A 25,951-nucleotide genomic window follows, 5' to 3' on the forward strand; every position below is an offset into this window, starting at 1 on the left:
GCTGATATGGCTGGGTTAAAGGGGCTAAAAAAACGCCGCCGCGTGCAGTTGATCCTGTTTGCATTTGTGCTGCTGGCGGCCTCAACCGCGCTGATTGGCTATGCCATGCGCGACGGTATCAACTTTTTCCGCTCGCCCAGTCAGGTTCTGTCCGATCCGCCGCGCGCGGGTGAGGTGTTTCGCATCGGCGGGCTGGTCGAAAAGGGCACCTTGGTGCGCGGGCAGGGGGAAACGATCACCTTCAGCGTGACCGATACCAACAAGACCGTGCCTGTGAAGTTTACCGGAGTTCTGCCCGATCTGTTTGCCGAAGGCGCGGGCATGGTCGGCACCGGAGAGATGGAGGGCGATACCTTTGTCGCCAGTGAAATTCTCGCAAAGCATGATGAGAATTACATGCCAAAAGAGGTGGTTGACGCTTTGAAAGCGCAGGGCGTTTACGTCGCGCCGCAGAAGTAGTTCTGCAGTACCAGCGCGCGCTTCACTCGCAGCAGGTTAACCGCTTCGCGCCAGCATAGCCCCCGGCAATCCAAGGGGAGATGCGATGAAATCTGTGCGGGAACTGGCGGCTGAGATTGTCGCGCGCGAGGGCGGTTTTGTGAACGATCCCGATGATCCGGGCGGCGCCACAAACCACGGAGTTACCCTGAATACCCTGCGGCGATTGGGGATTGATATCACCCGCGACACGCGCATTGATGTGACCGATGTGCGGGCGCTGACCCCCGCCCAAGCGGTTGATATCTATGTCGAACATTGCTACCGGCGCACTGGCATTGGCGCGCTGCCCGAGGTCTTGCAAGCGTCCGTTTTCGATATGTATGTCAACGCAGGCGCAAATGCGGTGAAGGTGTTGCAGCGGTTGCTGACCAGCATGGGATTTCCCTGCAATGCGGATGCTCAGATTGGTCCGCAGACCATTCGCGCGGCGCAGATGGCCGCAGAAGCTGCCCCCAGCCACCTTGCAGACGCCTACGGAATTGCACGGCGGAATTATTATTACGCTCTGGCCGATGCCCGTCCCGCCAGCCGTAAATATGCGCGCCGCCGTGATGGCGGCAAGGGCGGTTGGATCACGCGCGCCGAGGAGTTTATCGCGCCGAAATATCGGCTGACAGAGGCGCAACATCACGCACGGGTGGCAGCATGGGATTGATCGGCACAGTTTTGAACGCGCCGGGTGCGGTGGCGGCTTTGGGCGATGCCGCCAAGGGCGTGGCAGAGGTGTTCGTCCCGTCGGCGACCAAGCGGATGGAGCTGTCGGCACAGGCGCAAGCGGCGGCGTTAGAGCAATTTGGTGATGAATTCAGCAACGCCTCGACCAGTGGTTTCGACCGCTTGATTAACGGGTTAAACCGCCTGCCGCGCCCGCTTCTGGCGTTTGGCACCATTGGTCTGTTCGTTTATGCGATGATTGACCCGCCGGATTTTGCTTTGCGTATGATGGGGTTGAATGCGGTGCCGGAACCGCTTTGGTGGCTGCTCGGTGCAGTCGTGGCGTTTTACTTTGGCGCGCGTGAGACACATTACTTTCGCAATCGCCCGGTCAGCGTGACTGCGGGGCTGAATCCAACCACCGCGGCCTCTGATGCCAATCCCGCCTTGGATGATTGGCGTTTTGAGCAAAACTAGCCGCCTAAACGGCCCCAAAACCGGGGCTGTCCTTGACCTGTCTTGCTGGCTCTGGCATTGCCAAACCAACGAGACAGGAATTGATCAAATGAACCTCTTTGCCGAAATCCGCAGCTTGGTGACCGACAGCCTGACGGCTTTGGCCGCCGAGGGCGTTTTGCCCACTGGTCTGGACTTTGCACAGGTGGCGGTCGAGCCGCCGCGCGATCCGGCGCATGGCGATATGGCGACCAATGCGGCGATGGTGTTGGCGAAACCCGCCGGTATGCAGCCGCGTGCGATTGCCGAGGCTTTGGCTGCCAAGCTGGTGCTGGACCCGCGCCTGACCGGGGCCGAAGTGGCGGGGCCAGGGTTCTTGAACCTGCGGCTGGCGGCGAATGTCTGGCAGGGCGTGGTGAAAGCGGCGCTGACGGAAGGGTTGGCGTTTGGCAAATCCAGTGCTGGGGCAGGGCGCAAAGTCAACGTCGAGTTCGTCTCTGCCAACCCGACTGGCCCGATGCATGTCGGGCACGTGCGCGGTGCCGTGTTCGGAGATGCGCTGGCGCGGCTACTGGCATTCTCGGGCTGGAATGTCACCCGCGAATATTACATCAACGATGCAGGCGCGCAGGTTGATGTGTTGGCGCGCTCGGCTTACGAGCGGTATCGTGAGGCCAATGGGCTGGAGCCTGAAATCCGCGAGGGGCTTTATCCCGGCGATTATCTGATCCCGGTGGGCGAGGCGTTGAAGGCGAAATTCGGCACCAGTCTGCTCGATAAGGGCGAGGAGGTCTGGCTGGCCGACATTCGCGAAATCGCGTCTGAGATGATGATGGAAGAAATTCGCGGCGATCTGGCGGCTTTGGGCGTCAAGATGGACGTATATTCGTCGGAAAAGGCGCTGTATGGCACCGGGCAGATTGAGGCTGCGATCCAAGCCCTGCGTGACATGGATCTGATCTATGAAGGCACGCTGGAACCGCCGAAGGGTAAGCTTCTGGAAGACTGGGAACCCCGTGTCCAGACCCTGTTCCGTTCCTCTGCGCATGGAGATGACAGCGACCGCCCGGTGATGAAATCAGATGGATCGTGGACCTATTTTGCCCCCGACATAGCCTATCACTACAACAAGGTGCAGCGCGGTTTTGACGAGCTGATCGACATTTTTGGTGCCGATCACGGCGGATATGTCAAGCGGATGAAGGCGGCGGTTTCGGCCCTGTCCAATGGTAAAGTTCCGTTGGATATCAAGCTGGTGCAGCTGGTGAAGCTTTATAAGAATGGCGAGCCGTTCAAGATGTCAAAGCGGGCAGGCACCTTTGTGACCCTCCGCGATGTGGTCGAACAAGCGGGCGCGGATGTGACCCGCTTTATGATGCTGACCCGCAAGAACGACGTGACCTTGGATTTCGATTTCGCCAAGGTGCTGGAGCAGTCGAAAGACAACCCGGTGTTCTATGTGCAATATGCCAATGCCCGGATCAACTCGGTGCTGCGCAAGTCGCGTGAGGCCGGGATTGATTGCAGCGATGCGGCTTTGGCAAACGCCGATCTGGCCATTCTGAGCCACCCTGCTGAGATCGCTATGGCGCAGAAACTCGCCGAATGGCCGCGCTTGGTCGAGATCGCCGCCAAGGGCAACGAGCCGCACCGTATTGCGTTTTACCTCTATGAACTGGCGTCCGAATTCCATTCGCTTTGGAACAAAGGCAACGATGATACCAGCCTGCGCTTTATCCAGGAGGGTAATGCGGCAACATCTTCGGCGAAAATCGCCCTCGCGCGTGCCACGGGCGTTGTGATTTCGGCCGGCCTTGGTATCCTTGGCGTCACTCCGGTTGAGGAAATGCGGTAAGTGTCAAGGTCTGACCAGCCCGACCGGAGAGGGCAAAATAACAAGCAGGGGTGGCATGTATCGCCCTTGCACGCGAGGCAAGACATGGCGGACGTGGATTTCGATGAGTTCGACGGCGGTTATGCCGAGCATGAGATAGCCTCTGGCTATGCGACGGGGCGCGCCCGCGCGATGATAAACTTGGCCGGGGCCGCCTGTTCCGTGGCTTTGGTGATTGGGCTTGGCGTCTGGGGCTATAAACTGGCGGTGCGTGATGTTTCCGGCATCCCGGTGGTCCGCGCGCTGGAAGGCCCGCTGCGTATCGCGCCCGATAATCCCGGTGGCGATGTGGCGATGCATCAGGGTCTATCGGTCAACGCTGTGGCTGCTGCCGGAACCGCTTTGCCTTTGCCGGATAAACTGATCCTTGCGCCGAAAGAGGTGGCTTTGACAGCAGAAGATCAAGCAGGCACCGCTGAATTGTCGCAACTGCCTGCCGCCGATCCTTTGGCAAGTGGTGCCGAAGTGGTCGAGGTGGCACCGCAGGCTCAGGTAAGCCTTGCGCCCGTTGAGATTGCTCCGTCTGCTATGCCCGAGGTTGCTCCCAGTGCCGGGGGGGCGGATGCGACAAGCCTTGCGGTCACTGCACCTTTGCCTGCGACCCAGGAAGACGCAGTTGCCGCAGCCCTCGCCGCCGCTTTGGCGGACGGAGAAACCGCAGAAGGCGGGTTGAGTGAGGCCGAGGTTGCCGCCGCCGATCCGGTGAAGTCAGTGCGCCCGAGGCTGCGTCCAGCCAGCCGTAGCGCCGCTGCGGTCGCAGCCGTTGAACCCGCAGCCGCCACCGCCGAAGCTGCACCGGAGGCTGCCGCTCAGGTTCCCGTCGCAACAACCACCGCCGTGGCTGAAATCGACCCCAGCACTATCCCCGCGGGCACCCGGCTGGTACAGCTCGGGGCCTTCGACGATGAGGTGAGTGCGCGTGCCGAATGGGCCAAGCTGCAAGCCGACTTCCCGGATCTGCTGCCGGGCAAAGCCATGGTCGTGCAGTCGGCGCAAAGTGGCGGGCGTACCTTCTACCGCTTGCGCGCGCATGGTTTTGCCGACGAAGATGTGGCGCGGCAATTCTGCGCCGCGATGCTGGCTCAAAACGCCTCGTGCATCCCGGTTGCCCAAAAATGATCGGCTCTGGTGCCGCGATCTTCGGCTGTGCCGGGCTGACGCTGACCGCAGCTGAGCGGGATTTCTTCCGCGATTATGATCCGTTGGGTTTCATCGTGTTTGCGCGGAATGTTGAGACTCCTGAACAGCTTACCCGCCTGACTGCCGATTTGCGCGATAGCGTTGGCCGTGACGCCCCCATCCTTGTTGATCAAGAAGGTGGCCGCGTTCAGCGCCTGCGCGCGCCATACTGGCGTGAATGGGCCGCCCCGCTTGATACCGTAGAGAAAGCCGGAGCAAACGCCGCCCGCGTGATGGCGCTGCGTTCGCTGGTGATCGCTGCAGAACTCCGCGCCGTCGGCATTGACGCCAACTGCGCCCCTGTTGCTGACATTGCGGGCCCCAATACCCACCCGTTCCTGCGCAATCGCTGCTATGGCCAAGACGTTGAAACCGTCAGCCAAATCGCCCGCGCCGTCGCCGATGCGCATCTGGAGATGGGCGTGCTGCCGGTGGTCAAACACATGCCGGGGCATGGCCGATCCATCAACGACACCCACCACGATTTGCCCACTGTCACCACCGACCGCGCCACCCTGAACGCCACAGATTTCGCGCCGTTCCGCGCTTTGGCCGACCTGCCGATGGCGATGACGGCGCATATCATCTTCTCGGCCTATGACAGCCTGCCCGCCACCCAATCGCCCGCGATGATCAAAGCGATCCGCGATGAGATCGGCTTTGCGGGCCTGCTGATCACCGATGATCTGAACATGCAGGCGCTGGCGGGCAGCTTGGGGCAGCGGGCGGCGCGCTCGATGACGGCGGGCTGCGATATTGCGCTGCATTGCAAGGGCGATATGGCCGAAATGCTGGAGGTCGCCGCTGCCGCAGGCGTGATGACGGCTGCCGCCCGTACGCGTGCTGTGGCAGCGCTTGCGCAACGCCGTCCGGCGAAATCCGTTGACATCGCCGCGCTGGAGGCTGAGTTTTCGGCTCTGCTGGGCGAAGGTGCGCATGGCTGACACGGATACCGATGACTGGGCCGCTGCAGAGCGTATTCCGGCCGCCGAGAGGCTGGCCTCGGAAGCGCTGATCATTGATGTCGATGGTTTTGAGGGGCCGTTGGACCTTTTGTTGATGCTGTCGCGGACGCAAAAGGTCGATCTGCGCAAGATCTCGGTGCTGCAGCTGGCCGAGCAGTATCTGGTCTTCGTGCAGCGCGCGCAGGCGTTAAGGATTGAGCTTGCCGCAGATTATCTGGTGATGGCGGCTTGGCTCGCCTTTCTGAAGTCGCGACTGCTGCTACCGCCAGAACCCGGTGAGGCGGGGCCTTCGGCTGAGGATTTGGCGGCGCATCTGGCCTTCCAGTTGGAGCGGCTGTCGGCCATGCGCGAGGCCGCTGCCCGCCTGATGGGGCGTGACCAGTTGGGACGTGATTTCTTTGCGCGGGGTGTGCCCGAGGATGTCACCCGCAAGGTCAATGTCAGCTATTCCGCCACGCTGCTCGATCTGATGCGCGCCTATGCCCGCATCCGAACCCGCGACGAATTCCGCCCCTATGCCTTTGATCGCAAAGACGTCTACACGATGGAAGACGCGTTGGAGCGGATGCGCGGCTTGCTGGGTTATGCCGGGGAATGGTCGGATTTGACCAGCTTCATGCCCGAAGGCTGGGAGGTTTCCCCCGCCCGTCGCAGATCGGCCACCGCCGCCCATTTTGCGGCGATTTTGGAAATGGCCAAACGCGGCCAAGTGCAGATCAAACAGGGTGAAGTGTTTGCCCCGCTGATGATCCGCAGGACGGAACAATGACCGATCCGATTGAGAAAAGCCTGTTCGAAGCGCCGCCGATGGGTGAGCAGGAACGTATGGTGGAAGCCATCCTGTTTGCCTCGACAGAGCCGGTGACTCTGGCCGAACTGGTCAAGCGGATGCCGCATGGCTGTGACCCCGCCGAGGCCCTGTTGACCCTGCGCCGTCGCTATGACGGGCGGGGGGTGAATATGGTCAAGGTTGGCGATGCCTATGCCTTCCGCACCGCTGCTGATCTTGGACATTTGATGCAAAAGGAAAGCGCCGAGCAGCGCAAACTGTCGCGCGCGGCGATTGAGACGCTGGCGATTGTGGCTTACCATCAGCCGGTGACGCGGGCCGAGATTGAGGAAATTCGCGGTGTCGCGGTCAGCCGGGGCACCGTGGACCAACTGTTGGAGTTGGACTGGATCAGGTTGGGGCGCAGGCGGATGACTCCGGGGCGTCCGGTGACCTTTGTGGTGACCGATCACTTCCTTGACCACTTCGGCCTTGAATCCGCCCGCGATCTGCCGGGGCTGAAAGAATTGCGCGCGGCTGGGCTTCTCGACAGTCGCCCCTTGCCGGGTGGGTTGACCACCCCATCTGAAGACGAAGAACAGCCCAGTACCGGGCAAAGCGAATTGTTTGAGGACTAAGCCATGGACCGTATCATTCAGATGATCCTGAATAAACTCTTGGGGCGGCTGGTCAACACCGCCGTTAATAAGGGTGTTGATTATGCGGCTCGTAGGGGGAAGTCGCCCGATGATATGACGCCTGAAGATCACGCACAGGCCCGCGCGGGCAAGGAAATGGCGAAGCGCGCACGGCAAGCGGCCAAGCTGACCCGCCGCATCCGCTAAAGCAAAAGGCCCGCCAGTGGCGGGCCTTTTGGTACTGATCTAAAAGGCTTAGCGCGCGCGACGCCCACCGCGACGCCCTGACGTTGCCGCTGTTGCCGCAGCCGAAGCCTCGGCAAACGTCGCCCCAGCCTCGACAGCCTCCAGAACCTTCGCAAAGCGGATCCACTCGCCGCCATTGGCGTCATGGTTCATCAGGAAGTTGGCGGCGCGAATCGCCTCCATCTCGGGTAGGCGTACCGGGTTCATGATGGCGCTGGTCATGCCCGCGCCAATCGCCATCGGCAGGAAGGCGGCGTTGACGCCGTGACGGTGCGGCAGACCGAACGAGATGTTCGAGGCACCACAGGTGGTGTTGACGCCCAATTCTTCGCGCAGCCGGCGCACCAAGGCGAACACCTGCTGGCCAGCCGAGCCCATCGCACCCACAGGCATCACCAGCGGGTCAACCACGATGTCATGCGCCGGGATGCCGAAATCGGCGGCGCGCTCGACGATCTTTTTCGCCACCGCAAACCGCACATCGGGGTCTTGCGAAATCCCGGTGTCATCGTTGGAAATCGCCACCACCGGCACGTTGTATTTCTTCACCAGCGGCAGAACCAGTTCCATGCGGTCTTCTTCCCCCGTCACCGAGTTCAGCAGGGGGCGGCCCTCGCAAGACTGCAAGCCAGCCTCCAACGCGCCGGGAACCGAGCTGTCGATGCACAAAGGCACATCCACCACGGCCTGAATCCGTAGGATCAATTCGCGCATCAACGGCGGCTCGACAAAGTTATTGTCGGCATAGCGCGGATCTTCGGCCATTTTGTTGGTGAACACCGCCCCCGAGTTCACGTCCAGAATGTTGGCACCGCAAGCTACCTGCTCTAGCGCGTCACGCAGAACCGTTTCAAAATTGCCGGCTTCCATTTCGGCGGCCAGCTTTTTACGGCCCGTTGGGTTGATACGCTCACCGATCACGCAGAACGGCTCGTCAAAACCGATGATCACGGTTTTTGTTTTGGATTCAATGACGGTACGGGTCATTCTTAAACCTTCTCTTTAAGCGTTTGTGGGTTTCTTAAGCGTTTGCAGGCACACCAGACGCACCGCCATTTTCAGTCACCCAAGCGGCATTGGTCTTGATGCCGCCGAGCGGGAAGAAGTGAACCTGCTCGATGCCGAAAGCCGGGTTGGCCGTTTTGTGCGCAGCTAGTCCTGCGATGAACTCGGTCGGCTCGTAGGGCAAAAGCAGTTTCGTCACGTCCATAGCACGTTTTTGCAGCACACGCAGCGAAGCACCAACGCCACAGGAAATCGCGAATTTGATCAGGGTTTGCAGCTTGGCGGGACCGGCCACACCAATATGGATCGGTAGATGCACGCCCGCCTCGGCCAGACGGTTGGCCCAAGCGATCACCGGGGCAGCCTCAAAGCAGAACTGCGTCGCAATCGCCATTTTCGCATCAGAGCGTTCGGAAAACGCCTGTTTCCACTTCAGCGCAGCCAGCACGATGGCATCGCCGCCGTCCTTGTCGATGTCTTTGTTGCCCTCGGGGTGGCCCGCGACGTGCAGACGCTCAAAGCCGTCGAACAGCCCGGTTTCGATCAACTGCATCGAGCTGTCAAAATCGCCAGCCGGGGTGTTCACACCGCCCCCGAGCAAAAGCGCTTGCTTGACACCCGCCTCGGTCTGGTAGCGCTTGATCCAATCGGCCAAGGTAGCCTTGTCATGGATGATCCGCGCCGGGAAATGCGGCATCACGTCAAAGCCTTCGTGCGCGATCCGCTTGGCGGTGGCCACCATATCTTCAATCGGCGTGCCCTCGATATGGGCGATGTAAACCCGCGTGCCTTTCGGCAGCAAAGCGCGGAAATCTTCCACCTTTTCGGCGGTGCGCGGCATCACCTCAATCGAATAGCCCTTCAGAAAGGCTTCATTCGCGTCGGTGTTGGCTGCGGGTTTGGTTTCTTTGCGGAAAAAGCTAAGTGCCACGCGGGCCTCCCTTAGAACGGTCAGGCCTGCGCCCAGCCCTCGGCGTTGATCAGCGTCTTCAGACGCTCGGTATCATAGGTGGTGTCCAAGCGCGCGGCCTCGGCGGCAGCCACCTCGGCGGCTTCGCCTTCCACCGGATAGGGATCAGCCTTGCGCCATTCGGCCAAGTAAGCGTCGGCACCTTTAGCGCCGATCTTCATGGCACAGCGGTCAATCGCTTGCTCAAACCGCTCGGGCAGTTGCACCTTAGACGCAGATCGCCCCTTACCGACAATCACCTGCGCCGGAATATCGCGCCAAAACACCACTGTTACATCCGGCATAGCTGATTCCCCCCACCTATTTTGTCACCTGTTCTATGCGCCGATACGCGACAAATACGGTCGGTTTTCGACATAGAACATGCTTGTAGCGACCACGCTTGTTGCTAGCGGCAAACTGCGCGTGCGGCCAGTGCTTAGGATTGGAGAAATTTTCATCATCTCTATGAACGCACAGCTCACGTTTGCACAGGCATGGGGGAGGGTGCTTGCCACTGCCCGGTAACGGGACTACCTTTGGGGCAACCACCAATGGAGGGCGATTATGGCGCCCGAGCGTCCCCTGGGGGCGGACGCGATGCAAACAGCGGTTGAGGCACTGGGTGCTTTCCGCGAAACTGACCCGTCGGCCCCCCCCGGCCTGTGGTCCAAGGGGCTTTATGCTGCCGTGGATCTGGGCACAAATGCGTGCCGCATGTTGATTGCCCAACCAAAGGGCAGTCAGTTTGTGGTTGTGGACAGCTTTTCAAAAACTGTCCAACTGGGTGCGGGGCTGGAAGCCTCGGGCCGGCTTGGTCGTGCCTCGATGGGTCGCACGATGCAGGCGTTGCGGATTTGCCAGAAGAAGATCGAACAGCACGGCGTGACGCGGATGCGGTTCGTGGCGACCGAGGCGTGTCGGCGTGCGCGCAATTCCAAAGAGTTCATGCGGCAGGTGCGGCGCGAAACCGGGCTGATTGTCGAGATTATCCCGGCCGAAGAAGAAGCACGGCTGGCGGTGATTTCTTGCGCGCCTTTGGTGAACCGTTCGACAGAACAGCTTTTGGTGGTCGATATTGGCGGCGGGTCCACCGAACTGGTGTGGATTGATCTGTCGGCGGTGGCCCCCGAGGATCGGCCAAAGTCGATCATGCGGCTGCATCGCGGTTTTCAGGTGGAGCCTGCGGGGGCGCGGGTGGTGGATTGGATTTCGGTGCCGTTGGGGGTCGCGACGCTGAAAGACCAGTTTCAGGATGTCGAGGATGACGCGGCGCGGTTCGCGTTGATGAGCTGGTTTTTTGAAGAAAATCTTGCGTCTTTCAGCCCCTATGCTTCGGCGCAAAAGCGTGAGGGGTTTCAGATTATTGGCACCTCTGGCACTGTCACCACTGTGGCCGCCAGCTATCTGGGCCTCCGGCGTTATGATCGCACCAAGGTGGACGGGTTGCAGATGACCAGCGATCAGATTGATCTGGTGATCCGCGAATATCTGACGCTGGGGCCGGAAGGGCGGCGCAATGATCCACGGATTGGCCGTGACCGACATACGCTGATCATGTCCGGCGCGGCTATCCTTCAGGCGCTGATGCGGATATGGCCAACCGATCGCCTTTCCGTCGCCGACCGTGGTCTGCGCGAAGGGCTCTTATATGCACAGATGAGCGCCGATGGCGTGTTAGAGGACGGGCCGTTCGAATGACCGAGAAAACCACATCAGGCCGGGGCCAGCGCGAGCTGCGCGTGCGGGTCAAAACCGCCAAGGGCCGCAAGCTGTCGTCAACCCTGTGGCTGGAGCGGCAGTTGAACGATCCCTATGTGATCCGCGCCAAGAAGGAAGGTTTTCGGGGCCGGGCGGCGTATAAGATTTCCGAGCTTGACGACAAGTATGGCTTCCTGGTGCCGGGCGCGCGGGTGGTCGACCTTGGCTGTGCGCCGGGGGGCTGGTGTCAGATCGCAGTGAAGCGGGTTAATGCTTTGGGCGATAATCCAAAAAAGCCGATTGGCACTGTGCTCGGCATTGATCTACAAGAAATTGAAGGCATCGCGGGCGCGCAAATCCATCAGTTGGATTTCCTATCCGATGAAGCTGACGCTCTGGTCAAGGGCTGGCTGGGCGGCAAAGCCGATGTGGTGATGTCGGATATGGCGGCCTCGGCTTCGGGGCATAAGGGCACCGACCACTTAAGGATTATTGCACTCATCGAGGCGGCTTTAGCCTTTGCCTTTGACGTGCTGGAAGAAGGCGGCACGTTTATCGCCAAAGTTCTGGCGGGCGGCGCGGAAAATGAGATGCAGGTGCAGTTGAAAAAGTCGTTCAACAAAGTCGCCAATGTGAAGCCGCCAGCGAGTCGCGCCGACAGTTCCGAAAAATTTGTCGTCGCACAGGGCTTCCGGGGTAAAGCGACGCTGACTGGATCTTTCGCACCACGTTCCGGGGATGAAAATTGATCTGCCGCTATTAAGCGGGTTGCAGAAACAATCCCGAACCCGGCGAAAAACAAAAGGCGCCCCAAGTAGGCGCCTTTTTGCTTAAACGTTGATCGACCTTGCGCGAAAACTCGCCTCAGCCGCCCCAAGTGCGGACCGGGCCGCAGTCCATATGCACGAAGTTCGAGCCATAGTAATGGCCGACACCACCCGCCGAACAGGCCTCTGCCGCCTTGGCCATTTGGCTGACCGAACGCGATTTCAATCGCAGATCCGCCGCCATGCCCTTCATATGCAGCGAGTGTTTTGCCACACCGCGCGAATGAGAACGCAGCATCGCGTTGGTCGAGGGGCTGCGATAGCCCGACAACAACATGTAGGGTTCGCGGACATCCAGCAGGCGATGCGCGGCTGCGATGATGTCATAGTTGCGAGGGTCCATGCCAACCACTTCGTCGGAACGCCAGTCGCGCATGAAGTGGTTGATTTCTTTGGTAACTTCCGGGATGTATTCGCCTTCGACCCAATAAATTGTGTCGATGCTTTCCCCGGTGCGACCCGAATACATTCGGATCCGCCGGATATCGCCTGCGCCCCGTAGAAGGCCGAAAGCATTGGAATAAGTCGGGGCTGCAATCGCGGCAGTCGCCGCAAAAACACCCAACAGACCACGTCGCGTGATCATGTCCGTCTTCATAATCGCCATTCTTTGCGCCTGTCCCATCGCTGGTCTTTGACCGCCTGAAGTCGCGGTTCTGTTCGTCACTTCATCCCCAAGTGCTGGGCACCTTATGGCACAGCTTGCGGTGAAGCCAAAGAGCAGAATGGCCGCTGCGACTCAGTCTGGCAGCAATAGGCAAAAAATTGCTGAAAATGAGGGAACCAAGTGGGGATTTCCGTATCTGCCTTATTCGTGGCGAATATGCGACAATCGCGGGGTTAGTCGCGACTCATGCGCAGGCAGATGCGTTAACACGAGTTTACAGTTTCAACGATTTCACCCAAGCTTTTCAAAGTAAACCACTATCAGATGCGACAGGGCTTGGCCCGACCAATGGGAATCATCGTGCACATCAGCTTTTCCGCGCGCGCCTGCGGAGTTATCCGCCGCCTAACCGCCACCAGCGCTTTGACCGTAGCCTTGGCCTGGACCTCGCCGGTTCTGGCGCAAAGCGACGCCTTCACGCGGTCTTTGGCGGAAGCTTCGGCTGCAGATGAGGCGGTTGCTGGGTTCTACCGCGACCATCGCTATCAACCGCTGTGGACCGGCCCCCACGATCAGGCGCGGCGTCATGCGTTGATAATGGCGCTTTCGACGGCGGACGAGCAGGGCCTGCCGGTGAAACGCTACGATCCGGCTGATCTGATCGCGCTGGCGAAAGCGGCGGTGACGGAAGGCGACCGGGGCCGCTTGGAAATGGCGATGACCTCGGCCTATCTGTCTTATGCGCGCGATGTCAGTTCTGGTGCTTTAACGCCGAAAAAAATTGACCCGACCATCCTGCGCGAGATCATCCGGCCTGATCCGGCTGTGTTGCTGGCTGGGATGGCGGCCACGACTGCGCCCGACGCTTACCTCAGGGCTTTGCTGCCCACGGCCGCGGAATATGCCCGGTTGGTGAAGGAAAAACTGCGGTTGGAGCGCGAAGCGCCGTCGTTGATCGGGATTTCGGCGGCAAAACTCTCGCCCGGAGACAGCGGCAATGCGGTTGTGGCGCTGCGGGATCGGTTGATCGAGCTCGGCTATATGGGCCGCTCGGCCACAGCGACCTACGATGGCCAGATGCAGCGCGCGGTGCAACGTTATCAGTTGGATCAGGGCCTTGCCGCCGATGGTGTGGCTGGTGGATCGACCATTGACGCGCTGAACACGACGCCAGCGGAGCGCTTGCAATCGGTGACCGTGGCCTTGGAGCGGATGCGGTGGATGGCGCATACCGATCTGGGCAAGCGGCATATCTGGGTCAATCAGGCGGATTTCACCGCTGAAATCGTCGATGACGGTCGGGTGACGTTTCAGACGCGGGTGGTGGTTGGCAAAGCCTCGCCCGAGATGCGCAGCCCGGAATTTTCCGATCAGATGGAATATATGGTGATCAACCCCAGCTGGGGGGTGCCGCGCTCTATCATCGTCAAGGAATACCTGCCGATGTTGCAGCGCAACCCGAATGCGGTTGGGCATTTGCAGGTGATTGATGGCAGAGGTCGTGTGGTGCCGCGCGGGGCGGTGAATTTCGCGGCCTATTCGGCGTCGAGCTTCCCGTTTGGCCTGCGTCAACCACCCTCGGATGGCAACGCCTTGGGCAAGGTGAAGTTCATGTTCCCCAACCCTTACAACATCTATCTGCACGACACGCCTGCGAAAGCGCTGTTCGCCAATGAGGTGCGCGCCTTCAGCCATGGTTGCATCCGTTTGGGCGACCCGTTTGATTTCGCCTATACGCTGCTTGCCAAGCAGACCAACGATCCGAAAGGCCTGTTCCAAGAGCATCTTGATGCCAAGAACGAAAGCTCGGTCTCGCTGGATGTGCCAGTGCCGGTGCATTTGGTCTATTACACCGCTTGGCCGACCAAGACCGGGATGGCCTATCGCCGCGATGTCTATGGTCGCGACGGCAAGCTGTTTGAGGGGCTGACCGAGGCGGGTGTGGCCTTGCCAGAAGTGCAGGGCTGATTTCCCGTTGGGATAGCCGGTTGAAACAATGTGATTTCCCTGCGGGGGAATCCGTTTGGCTGTTATGAGAATTGTGGTTCAAGCTGCCGGTTATCCGCGCTAAACCTTCCGCAAACCGCCGGAGGATACCATGGCCCATACGATCCGCGACATTGCGCAGGCTTTAGGGGCTGAAGCAGAGGGCGATCTTGACCTTTTGGTGCTGCGCGCGTCTGAGCCAGCTTCGGCAGGGCCGCAGGATTTGGCTTTGGCGATGGACCCACGCTATGGCGACGGTTTGGCAAAGGGTCGGGCGCAGGCGGCGATGCTATGGCCGGGCGCGGATTGGCGGGGTTTGGGGCTGAAAGCAGCGATTTTCGCGCCACGCGGACGGCTAGCGATGGCGGGGCTGTCGGTGATGCTCGATCCGGGGCCTGCGATTGCGGCAGGTGTGCATCCGATGGCGCTGGTGGATGCCTCGGCGCAGATCGAGGAAGGTGCTGCGATAGGGCCTTTTGTGGTGATCGGGGCGGATGTTCGGATTGGGGCGAGGGCGCGGATTGCCAGCCATGTCTCGATTGCGGAGGGGGCTGTGATTGGTGACGACGCGCTTATCCTACAGGGCGCACGGATCGGCGCGCGAGTAACAATCGGGCATCGGTTTATCTGCCAGCCGGGGGCGGTGGTGGGTGCGGATGGATTTTCCTTCGTGACACCTCAGAAATCCGGGGTTGAAGAAATCCGCGCCAGTTTGGGCAAACGTGACGAAATTCGCGCACAAAGTTGGATGCGGATTCATTCTTTGGGTGCTGTGGCCTTGGGCGATGATGTCGAACTTGGTGCAAATGTCGCGATTGATCGTGGTACCATTCGCGATACCACCATCGGCTCGGGCACCAAACTCGATAACCTCGTGCATATTGGTCACAATGTTCAGGTGGGCCGCGATTGTTTGCTGTGTGGACAGGTGGGGATTGCGGGCTCGGCCAAGATCGGCGACCGAGTGGTACTCGGGGGGCAAGTCGGGGTCAGCGACAATATCTTCGTCGGCGATGATGTGATTGCGGGCGGGGCTACGAAAATTTTGACCAATGCGCCTGCGGGCCGGGTGCTTTTGGGCTATCCTGCGGTCAAGATGGAAACCCATGTCGAGATGCAAAAGGCACTGCGCCGCTTGCCTCGGCTGGCGTCCCGCGTGGCGGAATTGGAGAAAGCCATATCCCTGTTACCTGATGTTGATTAAACGGGGTAAACCGTGACGGAAGGAAACCCGATGAACATGCAAAGCCAAGTGATTAGCGTGCAGGCGCAAGTGATTGCGATCATTGCCGAGCAGGCGGTGCTGGATGTGACAGATGTCAGCCCGGCGCAATCGCTGGAAAGTCTGGGCATCGACAGTCTGGGTCTGGTCGAGACGATCTTTGCGATTGAGGAAGCCTTCGACATTTCCGTGCCGTTCAACGCCAATGAGCCGTCAAAAAGCGGGTTTGATCTGACCTCGGTGGCCTCGATTGTCGCGGCGGTTGAAGTCCTGATCACTCAGAAAGCCGCATGAGGCGGGTTGTCATCACCGGAGCAGGCACGGTCAACGCCTTGGCGCGCGACGTGGCAGGCACCTATGAAGCCTTTGCCGAAGGCCGATGTGGCATTGCCGAATTGGACATTCGCGACAAGGACCGTCTGAGCATCAAAATCGGCGGGCAGGTCCGCGATTGGGACGCCGAGGCTTTGTTCAGCCGCCAGCAGATCACGCTTTATGATCGGTTTACGCAGTTTACGCTGACGGCGGCACAGCAGGCGATTGCGCAGTCCGGGCTGGTTTTTGACGGCGATCTTGGTGACGAGTCTGGCGTCGTGCTGGGTACGGCTGCGGGTGGCGTCAACACTTGGGATGACAGTTACCGCGCTGTCTATGCCGAGGATAAAAACCGGGTGCATCCCTTCGTGGTGCCGAAGCTGATGAACAGCGCCGGGGCCAGCCATGTGGCAATGCAGTTTGGCTTGCGCGGGCCAAGCTTCAGCGTTTCAACCGCCTGCGCCAGTTCCAATCACGCAATGGGCCTTGCGTTTCAGGCGATCCGGGGCGGAAGTGCCACGGTGATGGTGACGGGCGGCTCTGAATCCATGCTGTGCTTTGGCGGCATTAAGGCGTGGGAGGGGCTGCGGGTGATGTCGCAAACCGCCTGCCGTCCGTTTAGTCTGAACCGCAGCGGCATGGTGCAGGGCGAGGGCGCGGCGATCTTTGTGTTTGAAGATTACGACCACGCCCACGCGCGCGGGGCTCAGATTTTGGCAGAAGTGATCGGCTTTGCAATGACCTCGGATGCCTCTGACATCGTGATGCCCTCGCAAGAAGGGGCTGCACGGGCGATCCGGCTGGCGTTGCGCGATGCGCAGGTGGCACCCGATGCGGTGGGCTATATCAACGCACATGGCACGGGCACGGCGGCGAATGACAAGACCGAATGTGCGGCGATCTCGGAGGTGTTCGGGGCGGCGGCGCAAAGCGTGATGCTGTCCTCGACCAAATCTATGCACGGCCATCTGATTGGCGGCACCGGGGCTGTGGAGTTGCTGGCCTGTCTGATGGCCTTGCAGCAAAGCGTGATCGCACCGACGATCGGCTATGAGGTCGCAGACCCCGATTGCCCGCTCGACGTGGTGCCCAATCAGGCGCGCGAGGTACCCGTCAATGTGGTGATGTCGAATGCGTTTGCCTTTGGTGGGCTGAATGCCGTGCTGGTGTTGCGCAAAGCGGCGTGAGCTTAGATGAAGCCCGCCAAAAAACACGCAATAGCCCATGAAAAAGCCCGCCCAAAACTGGGGCGGGCTTTTTCTATTCTGCGTCAGATCTTACTTCTTCGGCATCGTTGCGGCGACGGCCTCGTAGCCCGCCGTGAAGCCTTTCAGCTCGACCGCCAGTTCAACCTTTTGATCCGGTGCCGCAGCCGGAACGATGGTGATCGTGGCCTTGGTGCCTTTTTTGAATTGTGCCACTTCGTCTGCCGTAAAGCCGACGCGTGCCACGCAGCCCAGTTGGGCGCAGAAGGTGAACGGGTAGATCTTGGCCTTGCTGCCATCCACCGACACCGCCAGATTGGCGGTCAGCAGAGTTTCCAGCGGCGCGATGATCGTGGCACCCGCAGCAGCCTTGCCGCCAGCGGGCAGCGCGAACATGCTGATTTCAGCAACATTGGTGCCGTCTTTGTCTTTCAGCAGCTGATACAGCTCGCAAGGGTCCGAGCCATCTTTCATCTTGGTGCAGCGCTGTGCCCAGGCATCGAAGGTGGCGAGTTGGTAAATCTGACCGACTTCTGCCGCTTCCTGCGTCAGCGGCGCGGGCGGCGTGTTGGGGTCAACGCCCATATTCAGATCTTCCGTCGCCGGAGCGGTGGTGTCCACCGTTGCAGCCGGGGTCGGATCCGCCGGAGCGGTCTCTTGTGCGAGGGCTGGGAATGTCGCGGCAGCAAAAGCCAGACCGAGCGAAAACGCGAGGGAACGGTGCAGAGTCGTCATCGACATCACTGTCTCTTTCTTGATTGTTTGGCTGGGCAATAGCATGGCAATGCCGGGAAGTCAGCGGGAAAAAACATCACGTCTTCGCGCGCATGGGCGAAAAACGGTTGCGGCGATCACGACTGAAACGATTCTGCTAACCGCGTGTTCCAAAAGGAAAAAGGGCCGGACAGCCGACCCTTTTTCAACTTTTCTTATTCTCCCTGTCGGACTGGCCGACTTGTGAAGCAGACGCTACGGCGCTTTCAAATCCGCGTCAACTGGAATTGTAACCGATTGTGACAGTCCTGCGATGGAAAAAAGCCGCGCTGTTTGATCAGCGCGGCAGTCTGACAGGGAGGAAGTCACCACAACGAACACCGGAGCGTGTTCGGGGTAAGATCGAGACTGGCAGAGTTAGGTTAACAATGTATTTTGACCCAGAACGGTTGCCGTTTGGCAGCTTTGGATCGTGCAAAAGGTGGCAGCATGGGCGAGACGATTTTTGTGGGTGGCGGCGGTGAAGCTTATGGTGTGCCGCAGAACCTGCTGCTGAAATACGGTAACCGCCATGGCCTGATCGCAGGGGCCACCGGCACGGGCAAAACCGTAACCTTGCAAGTGCTGGCCGAGGGTTTTTCTGCCGAAGGCGTGCCGGTGTTCATGGCTGATGTGAAGGGCGATCTTTCCGGGCTGGGGGCTGCAGGCTCGACCAACCAAAAGCTGCACGACAGCTTTATGAAACGCGCTGCCACCATCGGGCTTGATCTGCAATACCGCACCTTTCCGGTGACGTTCTGGGATATGTTTGGCGAAAATGGCCATCCGATCCGCGCCACCGTGGCCGAGATGGGGCCGCTGCTGCTCTCCCGCCTTTTAGAGTTGACCGAACCGCAAGAGGGCGTGTTGAACGTGGCCTTCCGGCTGGCGGATGAAGAAAAACTGCCGCTGCTCGATCTGAAAGACCTGCAGGCGCTGCTGACTTTTGTCGCCGAACATGCGACCGAGATTTCGGCGCGGTTTGGTCTGGTCTCGCCGACCTCGGTGGGGGCGATCCAGCGGCGTTTGCTGGTGCTGGAGAATCAAGGTGCGAGCGAGATGTTTGGCGAACCTGCGTTGGATCTGGCGGATTTGATGCGTTGCGATGCCGATGGCGCGGGGATGATCAACATTCTGGCGGCGGAAAAGCTGATGAATTCGCCCCGGCTCTACGCAACCTTCCTGCTGTGGCTGCTTTCGGAATTGTTCGAAAACCTTCCCGAAGTCGGCGACCCGGATAAGCCGAAACTGGTGTTCTTCTTCGACGAAGCGCATCTGTTGTTCACCGATGCACCGAAAGCCTTGGTGGCCAAGGTTGAGCAGGTGGCGCGGCTGATCCGCTCGAAGGGCGTGGGGGTGTATTTCATCACCCAGAACCCCGCCGATGTGCCCGAGATGATTCTGGGCCAGTTGGGAAACCGCGTGCAGCATGCCTTGCGCGCTTTCACCGCCAAGGATCAGAAAGACCTGAAACTTGCGTCCGAAACCTATCGCCCCAATCCGCGCTTCGCCATTGAAGACGCGATCCGCGATGTCGGCACGGGGGAAGCGGTGACCTCGTTTTTGGAAGCCAAGGGTATTCCGGGCTTGGCCGAACGCACTCTGGTGCGTCCGCCGTCATCACAGCTTGGTCCGATTGACCCTGCCTTGCGCGCGCAACTGATCGCGGCCTCGCCGATGGGGGCGAAGTATAACGCCGTGATTGACCGCGATAGCGCCTATGAACGCCTGCGCAGCCGCGCTGAACACGCAGCGCAAGAGGCCAATGCGGCAGAGGCACAAAGCCAACAGCAGGCTGATCAAGCCGAGTCCGAATTCCGCAATGCCCGCCGCTACGATGGCGGCAGCGCCGGGCGGACCGCCTCAGCTGCCCCCAAGAAAACCTCATCCAGCCGATCCGATTCGATTGGCGAGACCTTTGCGAAAAGCTTCGCCAGAAGTCTGGGGTCAAAAACCGGACAAGCGGTGATCCGGGGCGTGCTGGGCTCGCTTTTCCGCAGCCGTTGACACAATCGCGTCGCGGCTTCGCCTTATTCGTCCGGCAGGTTGTATTGGTCTGCTTTGAATAGGGAGGCCGCGATGGCTTTGACGGCTGCTGAGCAATATCTGCTGGAACTGATCAACCGGGCGCGACTTGACCCGGCGGGTGAGGCGGCGCGTTATGGCATTGATCTGAACGCGGGGCTTGCAGCGGGCACCATTTCGACCGCCTCTAAGCAGGTGTTGGCACCCAATGCCTTGCTGGAAAACGCAGCGGTTGGCCATTCGCAATGGATGCTGGCGGCGGATGTATTCTCGCATACCGGCAGCGGCGGCTCATCTGCATCGCAACGTGCCACGGCAGCAGGTTATGCTTGGGCCAATGTTGGTGAAAATCTGTCGTGGCGTGGCACCACGGGATCAATCAACCTTGATACCATCGCCGCAACGCATCATCAGGATCTGTTCCTCAGCGCGGGACACCGCCAGAATATGTTGAACGATGCCTATCAAGAGATCGGCATCGCGCAAGAGCGCGGGCTGTTCAATCTGAGCGGACGGAATTACGACTCGTCGATGCTGACCGAGGTTTTCGCAAAACCTGCGGTTGCGAAGACGTTTTTGACGGGAGTCATTTACAACGATACCGACCGGAATAGCTTCTATTCAATCGGGGAAGGTGTGGCAGGTGCGACCTTTGCTGCGCAAAGCAAATCGGCGAGTAGCGCAGCGGCAGGTGGGTATGCGATTGGGCTGACGGCTGCGGCGGGGGTTGCTGTGACTGGGAAAGTCGATGGGCTGGATTTTTTGTTCACGGTCGGGATGCTGGGGGGCAACGTGAAAGTTGACATTGTGAACCGCAGTGTTGTTTTTTCATCCGGAAATATTGGCCTGAATCTTGGGATCCACAACGTGACATTGCTTGGTAATGCCAATTTGTTTGCGACTGGCAACCTGAATGACAACAATATGACCGGAAATGCCGGCGGCAATCGGCTTGAGGGCGGCGCTGGGAATGATGTGCTCATGGGCATGAACGGCACCGACAATCTGATTGGCGGTCTCGGCAATGATAAAATTCTTGGCGGTGATGGCGGCGACCGCATTGAAGGCGGCAGCGGAAACGATGTGCTTTCCGGAAATCTTGGTGCCGACACATTTGTGTTTGGCAATGATTTCGGGCGCGATACGGTGACAGATTTCTCGCTGGCAGCCAAAGAGAGGTTGGTGTTCGATGATCTGATATGGGGCGGCTCTGCCTTGAGCGCACAGCAGGTCGTTTCGCAGTTTGCGCATGTTATGGCGGGAACTGTCGTGTTTGAATTCAGCGCAAATGAAGTCATCACACTTAGCGGTGTCACTACAACCGCTGGCCTTGCAGACGCGTTGATGATCGTCTAGCCGCGCTCGGCAACTGGGCGCAGTTTCAGCTTGGTGAGGCGGTTTTCGCGGCGTTGCGCCACTTCGATGCGGAAGCCGTGGAAGTGGAACACCTGCCCCTCTGCCGGGATCATCTGCGCCTCGTGGATTACCAGACCTGCCATGGTATTGGCCTCGGCATCAGGCAGTTGCCAGTCGGTCGCGCGGTTCAGATCGCGGATCGTCATGGCACCGTCGATGATGTAATCGCCGTTGGCATCGCGCTTTAGGCCGGTATCGCGGGCGACGACATCGAATTCGTCAGTGATATCGCCGACGATTTCTTCCAGAATATCCTCCAACGTGATCAACCCTTGCAACGCGCCGTATTCGTCGACCACCAAAGCGAAATGCGTGCGCCGCTTGAGGAACTCGCGCATCTGCTCATCAAGGCTGGTGGTGTTGGGGATGAAATAGGGCTTCTTGGCGACCTTTAGAATATCAAGGCTATCCAACCCTTCGGGGGCATCGCCGCGCAGCAGGCGGTCGAGTTCGCGCAACAGATCCTTGGTGTGGACAAGGCCAAGGATGTTCTCGGTCTCATCGCGGTAGACTGGCAGACGCGAATGCGGCGAGGCCAGCATTTGGCTGATGATATCACCCGGCGGATCATCGGCGTTGATCATCTCAATCTGGCGGCGGTGGCGCATGATTTCTTCCACTGCGCGGTCGGAAAGGTCCAACGCTCCCAGCAAGCGATCACGATCTTCCTTTTGCATCGCCCCGCCAGAATGGCCCAAAGCAATTGCGCCTGCGATGTCATCGCGCAGGGCATCATGCTGTTCGGACAGATCGAAGGTCAGCCCGAAGCTGCGCAATGCGGCTTGCTTCAGGACCTGCATCAGCGCGGCGAGGGGGGAGAATATCCATGCGGCGATCAGGCCGAACAGGCCCAGACGGGCAAGCGTGGATTCGGCTGTGGCGGTGCCGATGGCAGAGGGGATGATGCGGCCCAACAATGCCAAAGCGATGCCTGCGGCGAAGGTCAGCCAAGCAAAATCGAAGCCTGTCCAGTCGCGGGCTTGCCACAGCAGGCCCGACAGAGCGGCAAGCGCGGTCAGGCTATGCGCAAGGCGCAGCGCCATCAGGCCCATCTCACCGCGCGCGATCAGCTTGGCAGCGGCCGCGGAATGGACCGAGACGCGGCCATGTGGCCGATTCTGCGCGGCTGCGATCACGGCTGCAAGCAGGGCGGCTGCGGCCAGTGTGACAAGGATCAGAGCGTAAATCCAAAGGTTGTGCATCATTGGCCCGGTTTGCCTGTGGCGAGGGGGTGATGCGTCAGCACCAGACGGCGCAGGTCTTCGTCCAGAACATGGGTGTAAATCTCGGTGGTGGCGACATCGGCGTGACCGAGCAGCGCTTGGATCACCATCAGATCGGCCCCGCCCGCCAAAAGATGCGTCGCAAAGGCGTGGCGCAGGGTGTGGGGCGTGACGGTGCTGGGATCAACGCCGCCTTGCACCGCGATATCCTTGATCAGCAGGTAGAAATGCTGCCGGGTCAGGTGGCCATCGACGCCGGGGCCGGGAAATAGCTGCTTGGAGGCAGGCTTGCCCAGTTTACGTCCCGCATCCTCTTGCGCATCCCGCTCGGCCAGCCAGTCCTGCACCGCCACGCGTGCGGGGGGCGACAGCGGCACCATGCGTTCTTTGTCGCCCTTGCCCTTCACCAGAATCATCTTCGGATTGCCGCGCACCGCCGCAACCGGCAGGCCGACGAGTTCCGACACCCGCATGCCCGTCGCATAAAGCAACTCGACCAAAGCGCAGTTGCGCAGTCGTTCCGGCTCGGATCGACCCTTGCGGCGGGCGGCATCGAGCAGACGCTCGACCTCGGGCAACGACAGAGTCCCCGGCAAGCGCTGGCTCGCACCGGGGCCCTTGATGCGCAGGGCGGGGTTGTCGCTGCGCCAGCCTTCTTCATGCGCAAAGCGGTAAAGCTGGCGGATCGCCGACAGCCTGCGCGCGCGGGTGGCTTTCGACAGGCCTTGCGCGTCACAAAACACCAGATAAGCCTCGACCTGATCGCGGCCCGCTGCGGCAAAGCTGTTGGCATTGCGGGAAAGCCAATCGGCGAAATCCTTCAGATCGCGCCCATAGGCCAGTTGTGTGTTTTTCGCAGCGCCAAGATCGGCGGCATGGGCGGCGAGAAAGCTGGAAATCCAACTGTCAGGATGTGTGGGGGCGGGCATTTATCCGCGCCGTTCCAGCAGCATCAACTGCAAGGCGGTGCGCCGGGCGATATCTTCCAGCCCAAGTTTTCTTAGCACCGATAGGCCCTCAGTGACCTTCACCAACTCCCCGCGCAGACCGGATTCGATGCGGATCACGGCTTGCAACATCGCCTCGCCCACTCGTTTTTGTGTGATCAACTCGGCAATATCTGCGGGCAGTTGTGGGTCGGTGAATGCGGGGGCGATGGCGCGAGCCATGCTGTCAGGCGCGATCAGGCCCTTGACCGAACCAGCGGCGAGTCCGGCCAGAAACAGGCTGCGCGCATCCGTTCCGGCCGCGGAGGATTTGGCGAGGCGTTCATATTCCGGCGAGAGCAGGCCGAGTTCATAGCTGATGCGGGCCGCATCGCCGCTGAGGCGCAACTTGGCCAGCGGTCCGGCGAACAAGGTCGCGAATGGCACTTCGACCTCGATGTCCTTCATCCGCGCATAGGCCAGCGGCAAGCGCTGTTCCACGGCGGCCACGTCCGCTTTGGTCAGCGCAGCATCAAAGCGCTGGAAGGCATCGGCGCGGTCCCAGACGCCGCCCGAGGCAGCAGGCGCGCGGTCGGTATACAGGCCCAACAACACGTTCGGCGTGATCGCGCCTGCACGCGACAACCGCTCGGCGGCCTCGATCTGCGATTTCCATCCGGCATGGTCCGAGAGGTCCGCATGGGCGAAAGCCGGGGGTAGGGTGGCGGTGGGCAGGGGTTCGCCCAACGCGTCATAGATGCGCCAAACCAGCGGCGTGATCGGCTTCGGCGCGGGCGGCATCGGCTCGCCATCAAACTGCTCGGGGTCAAGGAAGCGCGACAGCAGAGCATCATCCTCGGCGCTGATATTTACCAAAGCTTGTGCGGTGCGCAGGGTCAAAGCGGCGGCGTTCCAGTCTCCGGCGCGGGCCAGGCAGAACACGCGAGTGGTCAGAGTGGGGGCAAGTCCGGGGGCGGATTTCAACACCTCGCAGGCATTGTCTTCTTCACCCGTCAGGAGGGCGACGTCGAAACTGCGGCGGAACAATTCGGGCGAACTGGTTGCCCCTGCCGCTGTGATCAACGCCTGCGCCTGATCCAAAGCCCCCATCGTCAACAGCTTGTCGATCCGCGCGATCAGCAAATCGCCCGAACCTGCCGAATCCGCAGGCGCATCCGCCTCGGCCAACAGCAGCGTCATCAGCAAGGATTGCAGCGCGGGCACATCACCTTGCCCGGCCTCGGCGATATCGGCGGCAATCTCGGCGCTATGGCCGATGCCCCAAAGATCATGCGGAAATCCGGTCACCTGCGGCGGCAACAGCCCGACTGCATCCAGCGAGGTGCCGCCCAAGACGGTGGTCGCCACTTGGTCGGGCAAAGCATCGGTGGTGACTTTCGGCTCATTCGCCACGGGCGGCAGATTGGCCTGCGTGCCATTTTTCACCGCAGTACTGACAGGCTCTGCCGGGGTGCGGGGTGCGACGCTGCCTTTCGGCATCGGCGTTTTGACCGATTGCGACAGCCAGTCGATGGCAGACAACGGCTTTTTCTCGGCAACAGCGGCTGTTGGCAGCGCAAGTGCCAAAGCCACGCAGAGGCCGAGGTGGTTAATCGACATTCAGGGTCACCGGCAGCTTTACCTCTGACGCGGTCGGAGAAAGATCCGCGAGATAAGCGTAACCCGTAAGCCCAATGAAGCCAAGCACCGCCAAAACCACCAAAATCTTGATCAGACGTCCCATGCCCGCTTCGCCTTTACTGCTGCCGCAGGTTTACCCCGCGCGATTGTTGTTTCCGCGCTGCCGCCTCCCGAAAAAGGCTTCGCAGCTTCGTGCAGATTATATATGGCATTTGCGCCGAGTTCACGCCATTCAGGCAAGAAAGATTTGCCTTGGGCGGCGATGCGCCGCTGATGTATCGAAGTCAAGGCAGACAGGGAAAAACATGGTGCTGCTGAAAAAAACCGTGGTGATGGTCGGGATGATGGGGGCGGGCAAAACCGCCGTTGGCACCGCATTGGCGCGTCTGCTGGGCGTGCCCTTCGTTGATTCGGACGAAGAGATTGTGCGCGCGGCGGATCGCTCCATCGCTGAAATCTTTGCGCGGGACGGCGAGGCGTTTTTCCGTGCGCGCGAAACTGAAGTGATTGCCCGCCTTCTGCGCGGCGCGCCCTGCATCCTGTCGACTGGCGGCGGGGCGTATCTGTCACAAGCCAACCGCGCACTGATCCACGAGGCCGGGGTTTCGGTCTGGTTGCGCGCCGATCTGGAGCTGCTCTGGCAGCGTGTGCGCCACAAAACCACCCGCCCGTTGCTGCGCACCTCAAATCCGCGCGAAACTTTGCGCGGGCTTTACGACGCCCGGCTTCCCTTCTACCAGATGGCCGACTTGGTGGTCGATTCCTCTGCGGAGTTGTCGGTTGAGGATATGGCCCAGCGGGTGGTCGAAGCATTGAGTACCCGCGCGGACGTGCTGGAAAGGACCTAA

The 25,951-nt window shown here is 60.3% G+C and carries 27 protein-coding genes; 18 read left to right on the forward strand and 9 right to left on the reverse strand.

Annotated elements, in window-relative coordinates:
• The first annotated feature begins 6 nt into the window (after nt 1-6).
• The 9 genes from ccmE to AKV04_RS08245 all read left to right on the forward strand — a co-directional run bounded on the left by ccmE (nt 7) and on the right by AKV04_RS08245 (nt 7,263).
• Entirely contained in the window at nt 7-459 is a 453-nt protein-coding gene (gene ccmE, locus AKV04_RS08205) for a cytochrome c maturation protein CcmE (protein ID WP_054005976.1), read from the forward strand.
• Nucleotides 460-544: 85 nt separating this feature from the next.
• Nucleotides 545-1,156: a holin-associated N-acetylmuramidase gene (locus tag AKV04_RS08210; RefSeq protein ID WP_054005977.1), complete on the forward strand. Its 612-nt coding sequence runs from the start codon at nt 545-547 to the stop codon at nt 1,154-1,156.
• A complete protein-coding gene (locus AKV04_RS08215; protein ID WP_054005978.1) occupies nt 1,147-1,632 on the forward strand; it encodes a holin family protein in 486 nt (161 codons plus the stop codon). The genes AKV04_RS08210 and AKV04_RS08215 overlap by 10 nt, the downstream gene beginning before the upstream one ends.
• An 88-nt stretch (nt 1,633-1,720) precedes the next feature.
• A complete protein-coding gene (gene argS, locus AKV04_RS08220) occupies nt 1,721-3,466 on the forward strand; it encodes an arginine--tRNA ligase (protein ID WP_054005979.1) in 1,746 nt (581 codons plus the stop codon).
• A gap of 84 nt (nt 3,467-3,550) precedes the next feature.
• The gene (locus tag AKV04_RS08225; RefSeq protein ID WP_054005980.1) at nt 3,551-4,624 is read left to right on the forward strand and encodes an SPOR domain-containing protein; all 1,074 of its coding nucleotides are present in this window, start codon (nt 3,551-3,553) and stop codon (nt 4,622-4,624) included.
• The gene (gene nagZ, locus AKV04_RS08230) at nt 4,621-5,628 is read left to right on the forward strand and encodes a beta-N-acetylhexosaminidase (RefSeq protein WP_054005981.1); all 1,008 of its coding nucleotides are present in this window, start codon (nt 4,621-4,623) and stop codon (nt 5,626-5,628) included. The genes AKV04_RS08225 and nagZ overlap by 4 nt, the downstream gene beginning before the upstream one ends.
• Nucleotides 5,621-6,418: a segregation and condensation protein A gene (locus AKV04_RS08235; RefSeq protein WP_054005982.1), complete on the forward strand. Its 798-nt coding sequence runs from the start codon at nt 5,621-5,623 to the stop codon at nt 6,416-6,418. The genes nagZ and AKV04_RS08235 overlap by 8 nt, the downstream gene beginning before the upstream one ends.
• On the forward strand, nt 6,415-7,056 hold the full coding sequence (scpB, locus tag AKV04_RS08240) for an SMC-Scp complex subunit ScpB (RefSeq protein WP_054005983.1): 642 nt from the start codon (nt 6,415-6,417) through the stop codon (nt 7,054-7,056). Before AKV04_RS08235 ends, scpB begins: the two co-directional genes overlap by 4 nt.
• 3 nt (nt 7,057-7,059) lie before the next feature.
• Nucleotides 7,060-7,263: a hypothetical protein gene (locus AKV04_RS08245; RefSeq protein WP_054005984.1), complete on the forward strand. Its 204-nt coding sequence runs from the start codon at nt 7,060-7,062 to the stop codon at nt 7,261-7,263.
• A gap of 48 nt (nt 7,264-7,311) precedes the next feature.
• Here the strand turns inward: AKV04_RS08245 and AKV04_RS08250 are convergent, their stop codons facing one another.
• The 3 genes from AKV04_RS08250 to AKV04_RS08260 are packed head-to-tail and all read right to left on the reverse strand — an operon-like array spanning nt 7,312 to nt 9,561.
• Nucleotides 7,312-8,289, reverse strand: a complete 978-nt coding sequence (locus tag AKV04_RS08250; RefSeq protein WP_054005985.1) for a methyltetrahydrofolate cobalamin methyltransferase — start codon at nt 8,287-8,289, stop codon at nt 7,312-7,314.
• A 34-nt stretch (nt 8,290-8,323) separates the two neighbouring features.
• On the reverse strand, nt 8,324-9,238 hold the full coding sequence (locus AKV04_RS08255) for a methylenetetrahydrofolate reductase (protein ID WP_054005986.1): 915 nt from the start codon (nt 9,236-9,238) through the stop codon (nt 8,324-8,326).
• A gap of 20 nt (nt 9,239-9,258) precedes the next feature.
• Nucleotides 9,259-9,561: a virulence factor gene (locus AKV04_RS08260; protein ID WP_054005987.1), complete on the reverse strand. Its 303-nt coding sequence runs from the start codon at nt 9,559-9,561 to the stop codon at nt 9,259-9,261.
• Nucleotides 9,562-9,823: 262 nt separating this feature from the next.
• Here AKV04_RS08260 and AKV04_RS08265 point away from each other — a divergent pair, with 262 nt between their 5' ends.
• Both AKV04_RS08265 and AKV04_RS08270 read left to right on the forward strand, forming a co-directional pair.
• Nucleotides 9,824-10,957: a Ppx/GppA phosphatase family protein gene (locus AKV04_RS08265; protein WP_054005988.1), complete on the forward strand. Its 1,134-nt coding sequence runs from the start codon at nt 9,824-9,826 to the stop codon at nt 10,955-10,957.
• Nucleotides 10,954-11,706: an RlmE family RNA methyltransferase gene (locus tag AKV04_RS08270; RefSeq protein WP_054005989.1), complete on the forward strand. Its 753-nt coding sequence runs from the start codon at nt 10,954-10,956 to the stop codon at nt 11,704-11,706. Before AKV04_RS08265 ends, AKV04_RS08270 begins: the two co-directional genes overlap by 4 nt.
• Nucleotides 11,707-11,821: 115 nt before the next feature.
• Here AKV04_RS08270 and AKV04_RS08275 read toward each other — a convergent pair whose 3' ends face one another.
• Complete coding sequence (locus tag AKV04_RS08275; RefSeq protein ID WP_054005990.1) at nt 11,822-12,391, reverse strand: YcbK family protein; 570 nt, start codon at nt 12,389-12,391, stop codon at nt 11,822-11,824.
• Between the two features lie 348 nt (nt 12,392-12,739).
• Between AKV04_RS08275 and AKV04_RS08280 the strand changes: the two genes are divergently transcribed.
• The 4 genes from AKV04_RS08280 to AKV04_RS08295 all read left to right on the forward strand — a co-directional run bounded on the left by AKV04_RS08280 (nt 12,740) and on the right by AKV04_RS08295 (nt 17,101).
• A complete protein-coding gene (locus tag AKV04_RS08280; RefSeq protein WP_054005991.1) occupies nt 12,740-14,359 on the forward strand; it encodes a L,D-transpeptidase family protein in 1,620 nt (539 codons plus the stop codon).
• Nucleotides 14,360-14,489: 130 nt separating this feature from the next.
• Nucleotides 14,490-15,581: a UDP-3-O-(3-hydroxymyristoyl)glucosamine N-acyltransferase gene (locus tag AKV04_RS08285; RefSeq protein WP_054005992.1), complete on the forward strand. Its 1,092-nt coding sequence runs from the start codon at nt 14,490-14,492 to the stop codon at nt 15,579-15,581.
• A 36-nt stretch (nt 15,582-15,617) separates the two neighbouring features.
• Nucleotides 15,618-15,893 carry an acyl carrier protein gene (locus AKV04_RS08290; RefSeq protein ID WP_202905587.1) on the forward strand — a complete coding sequence of 92 codons (276 nt, stop codon included), beginning with the start codon at nt 15,618-15,620 and terminating at the stop codon, nt 15,891-15,893.
• On the forward strand, nt 15,890-17,101 hold the full coding sequence (locus AKV04_RS08295) for a beta-ketoacyl-[acyl-carrier-protein] synthase family protein (protein ID WP_054005993.1): 1,212 nt from the start codon (nt 15,890-15,892) through the stop codon (nt 17,099-17,101). Before AKV04_RS08290 ends, AKV04_RS08295 begins: the two co-directional genes overlap by 4 nt.
• 90 nt (nt 17,102-17,191) lie before the next feature.
• On the opposite strand, the gene AKV04_RS08300 is transcribed toward AKV04_RS08295, so the two are convergent.
• Nucleotides 17,192-17,860 (reverse strand): invasion associated locus B family protein, encoded by a 669-nt coding sequence (locus AKV04_RS08300; protein ID WP_156317419.1) that lies wholly within the window; start codon nt 17,858-17,860, stop codon nt 17,192-17,194.
• Nucleotides 17,861-18,322: 462 nt separating this feature from the next.
• Here AKV04_RS08300 and AKV04_RS08305 point away from each other — a divergent pair, with 462 nt between their 5' ends.
• Both AKV04_RS08305 and AKV04_RS08310 read left to right on the forward strand, forming a co-directional pair.
• A complete protein-coding gene (locus AKV04_RS08305) occupies nt 18,323-19,879 on the forward strand; it encodes a helicase HerA-like domain-containing protein (RefSeq protein ID WP_054005994.1) in 1,557 nt (518 codons plus the stop codon).
• Between the two features lie 72 nt (nt 19,880-19,951).
• A complete protein-coding gene (locus AKV04_RS08310) occupies nt 19,952-21,253 on the forward strand; it encodes a CAP domain-containing protein (protein WP_054005995.1) in 1,302 nt (433 codons plus the stop codon).
• Here AKV04_RS08310 and AKV04_RS08315 read toward each other — a convergent pair.
• The 4 genes from AKV04_RS08315 to AKV04_RS27520 are packed head-to-tail and all read right to left on the reverse strand — an operon-like array spanning nt 21,250 to nt 25,206.
• Nucleotides 21,250-22,518, reverse strand: coding sequence for a CBS domain-containing protein (locus AKV04_RS08315; RefSeq protein ID WP_082351559.1), 1,269 nt, complete (start codon nt 22,516-22,518; stop codon nt 21,250-21,252). The genes AKV04_RS08310 and AKV04_RS08315 overlap by 4 nt on opposite strands.
• On the reverse strand, nt 22,515-23,465 hold the full coding sequence (locus AKV04_RS08320) for a site-specific tyrosine recombinase XerD (protein ID WP_054005996.1): 951 nt from the start codon (nt 23,463-23,465) through the stop codon (nt 22,515-22,517). Before AKV04_RS08320 ends, AKV04_RS08315 begins: the two co-directional genes overlap by 4 nt.
• Nucleotides 23,466-25,082 (reverse strand): hypothetical protein, encoded by a 1,617-nt coding sequence (locus AKV04_RS08325; RefSeq protein WP_054005997.1) that lies wholly within the window; start codon nt 25,080-25,082, stop codon nt 23,466-23,468.
• Complete coding sequence (locus tag AKV04_RS27520) at nt 25,072-25,206, reverse strand: hypothetical protein (protein ID WP_268871782.1); 135 nt, start codon at nt 25,204-25,206, stop codon at nt 25,072-25,074. The genes AKV04_RS08325 and AKV04_RS27520 overlap by 11 nt, the downstream gene beginning before the upstream one ends.
• On the opposite strand from AKV04_RS27520, the gene AKV04_RS08330 reads away from it, so the two are divergent.
• Complete coding sequence (locus tag AKV04_RS08330) at nt 25,205-25,951, forward strand: shikimate kinase (protein WP_082351560.1); 747 nt, start codon at nt 25,205-25,207, stop codon at nt 25,949-25,951. The two genes, AKV04_RS27520 and AKV04_RS08330, sit on opposite strands and share 2 nt — an antisense overlap.

Source organism: Cypionkella psychrotolerans, assembly GCF_001294535.1.
In the GTDB taxonomy this organism is placed as follows: domain Bacteria; phylum Pseudomonadota; class Alphaproteobacteria; order Rhodobacterales; family Rhodobacteraceae; genus Cypionkella; species Cypionkella psychrotolerans.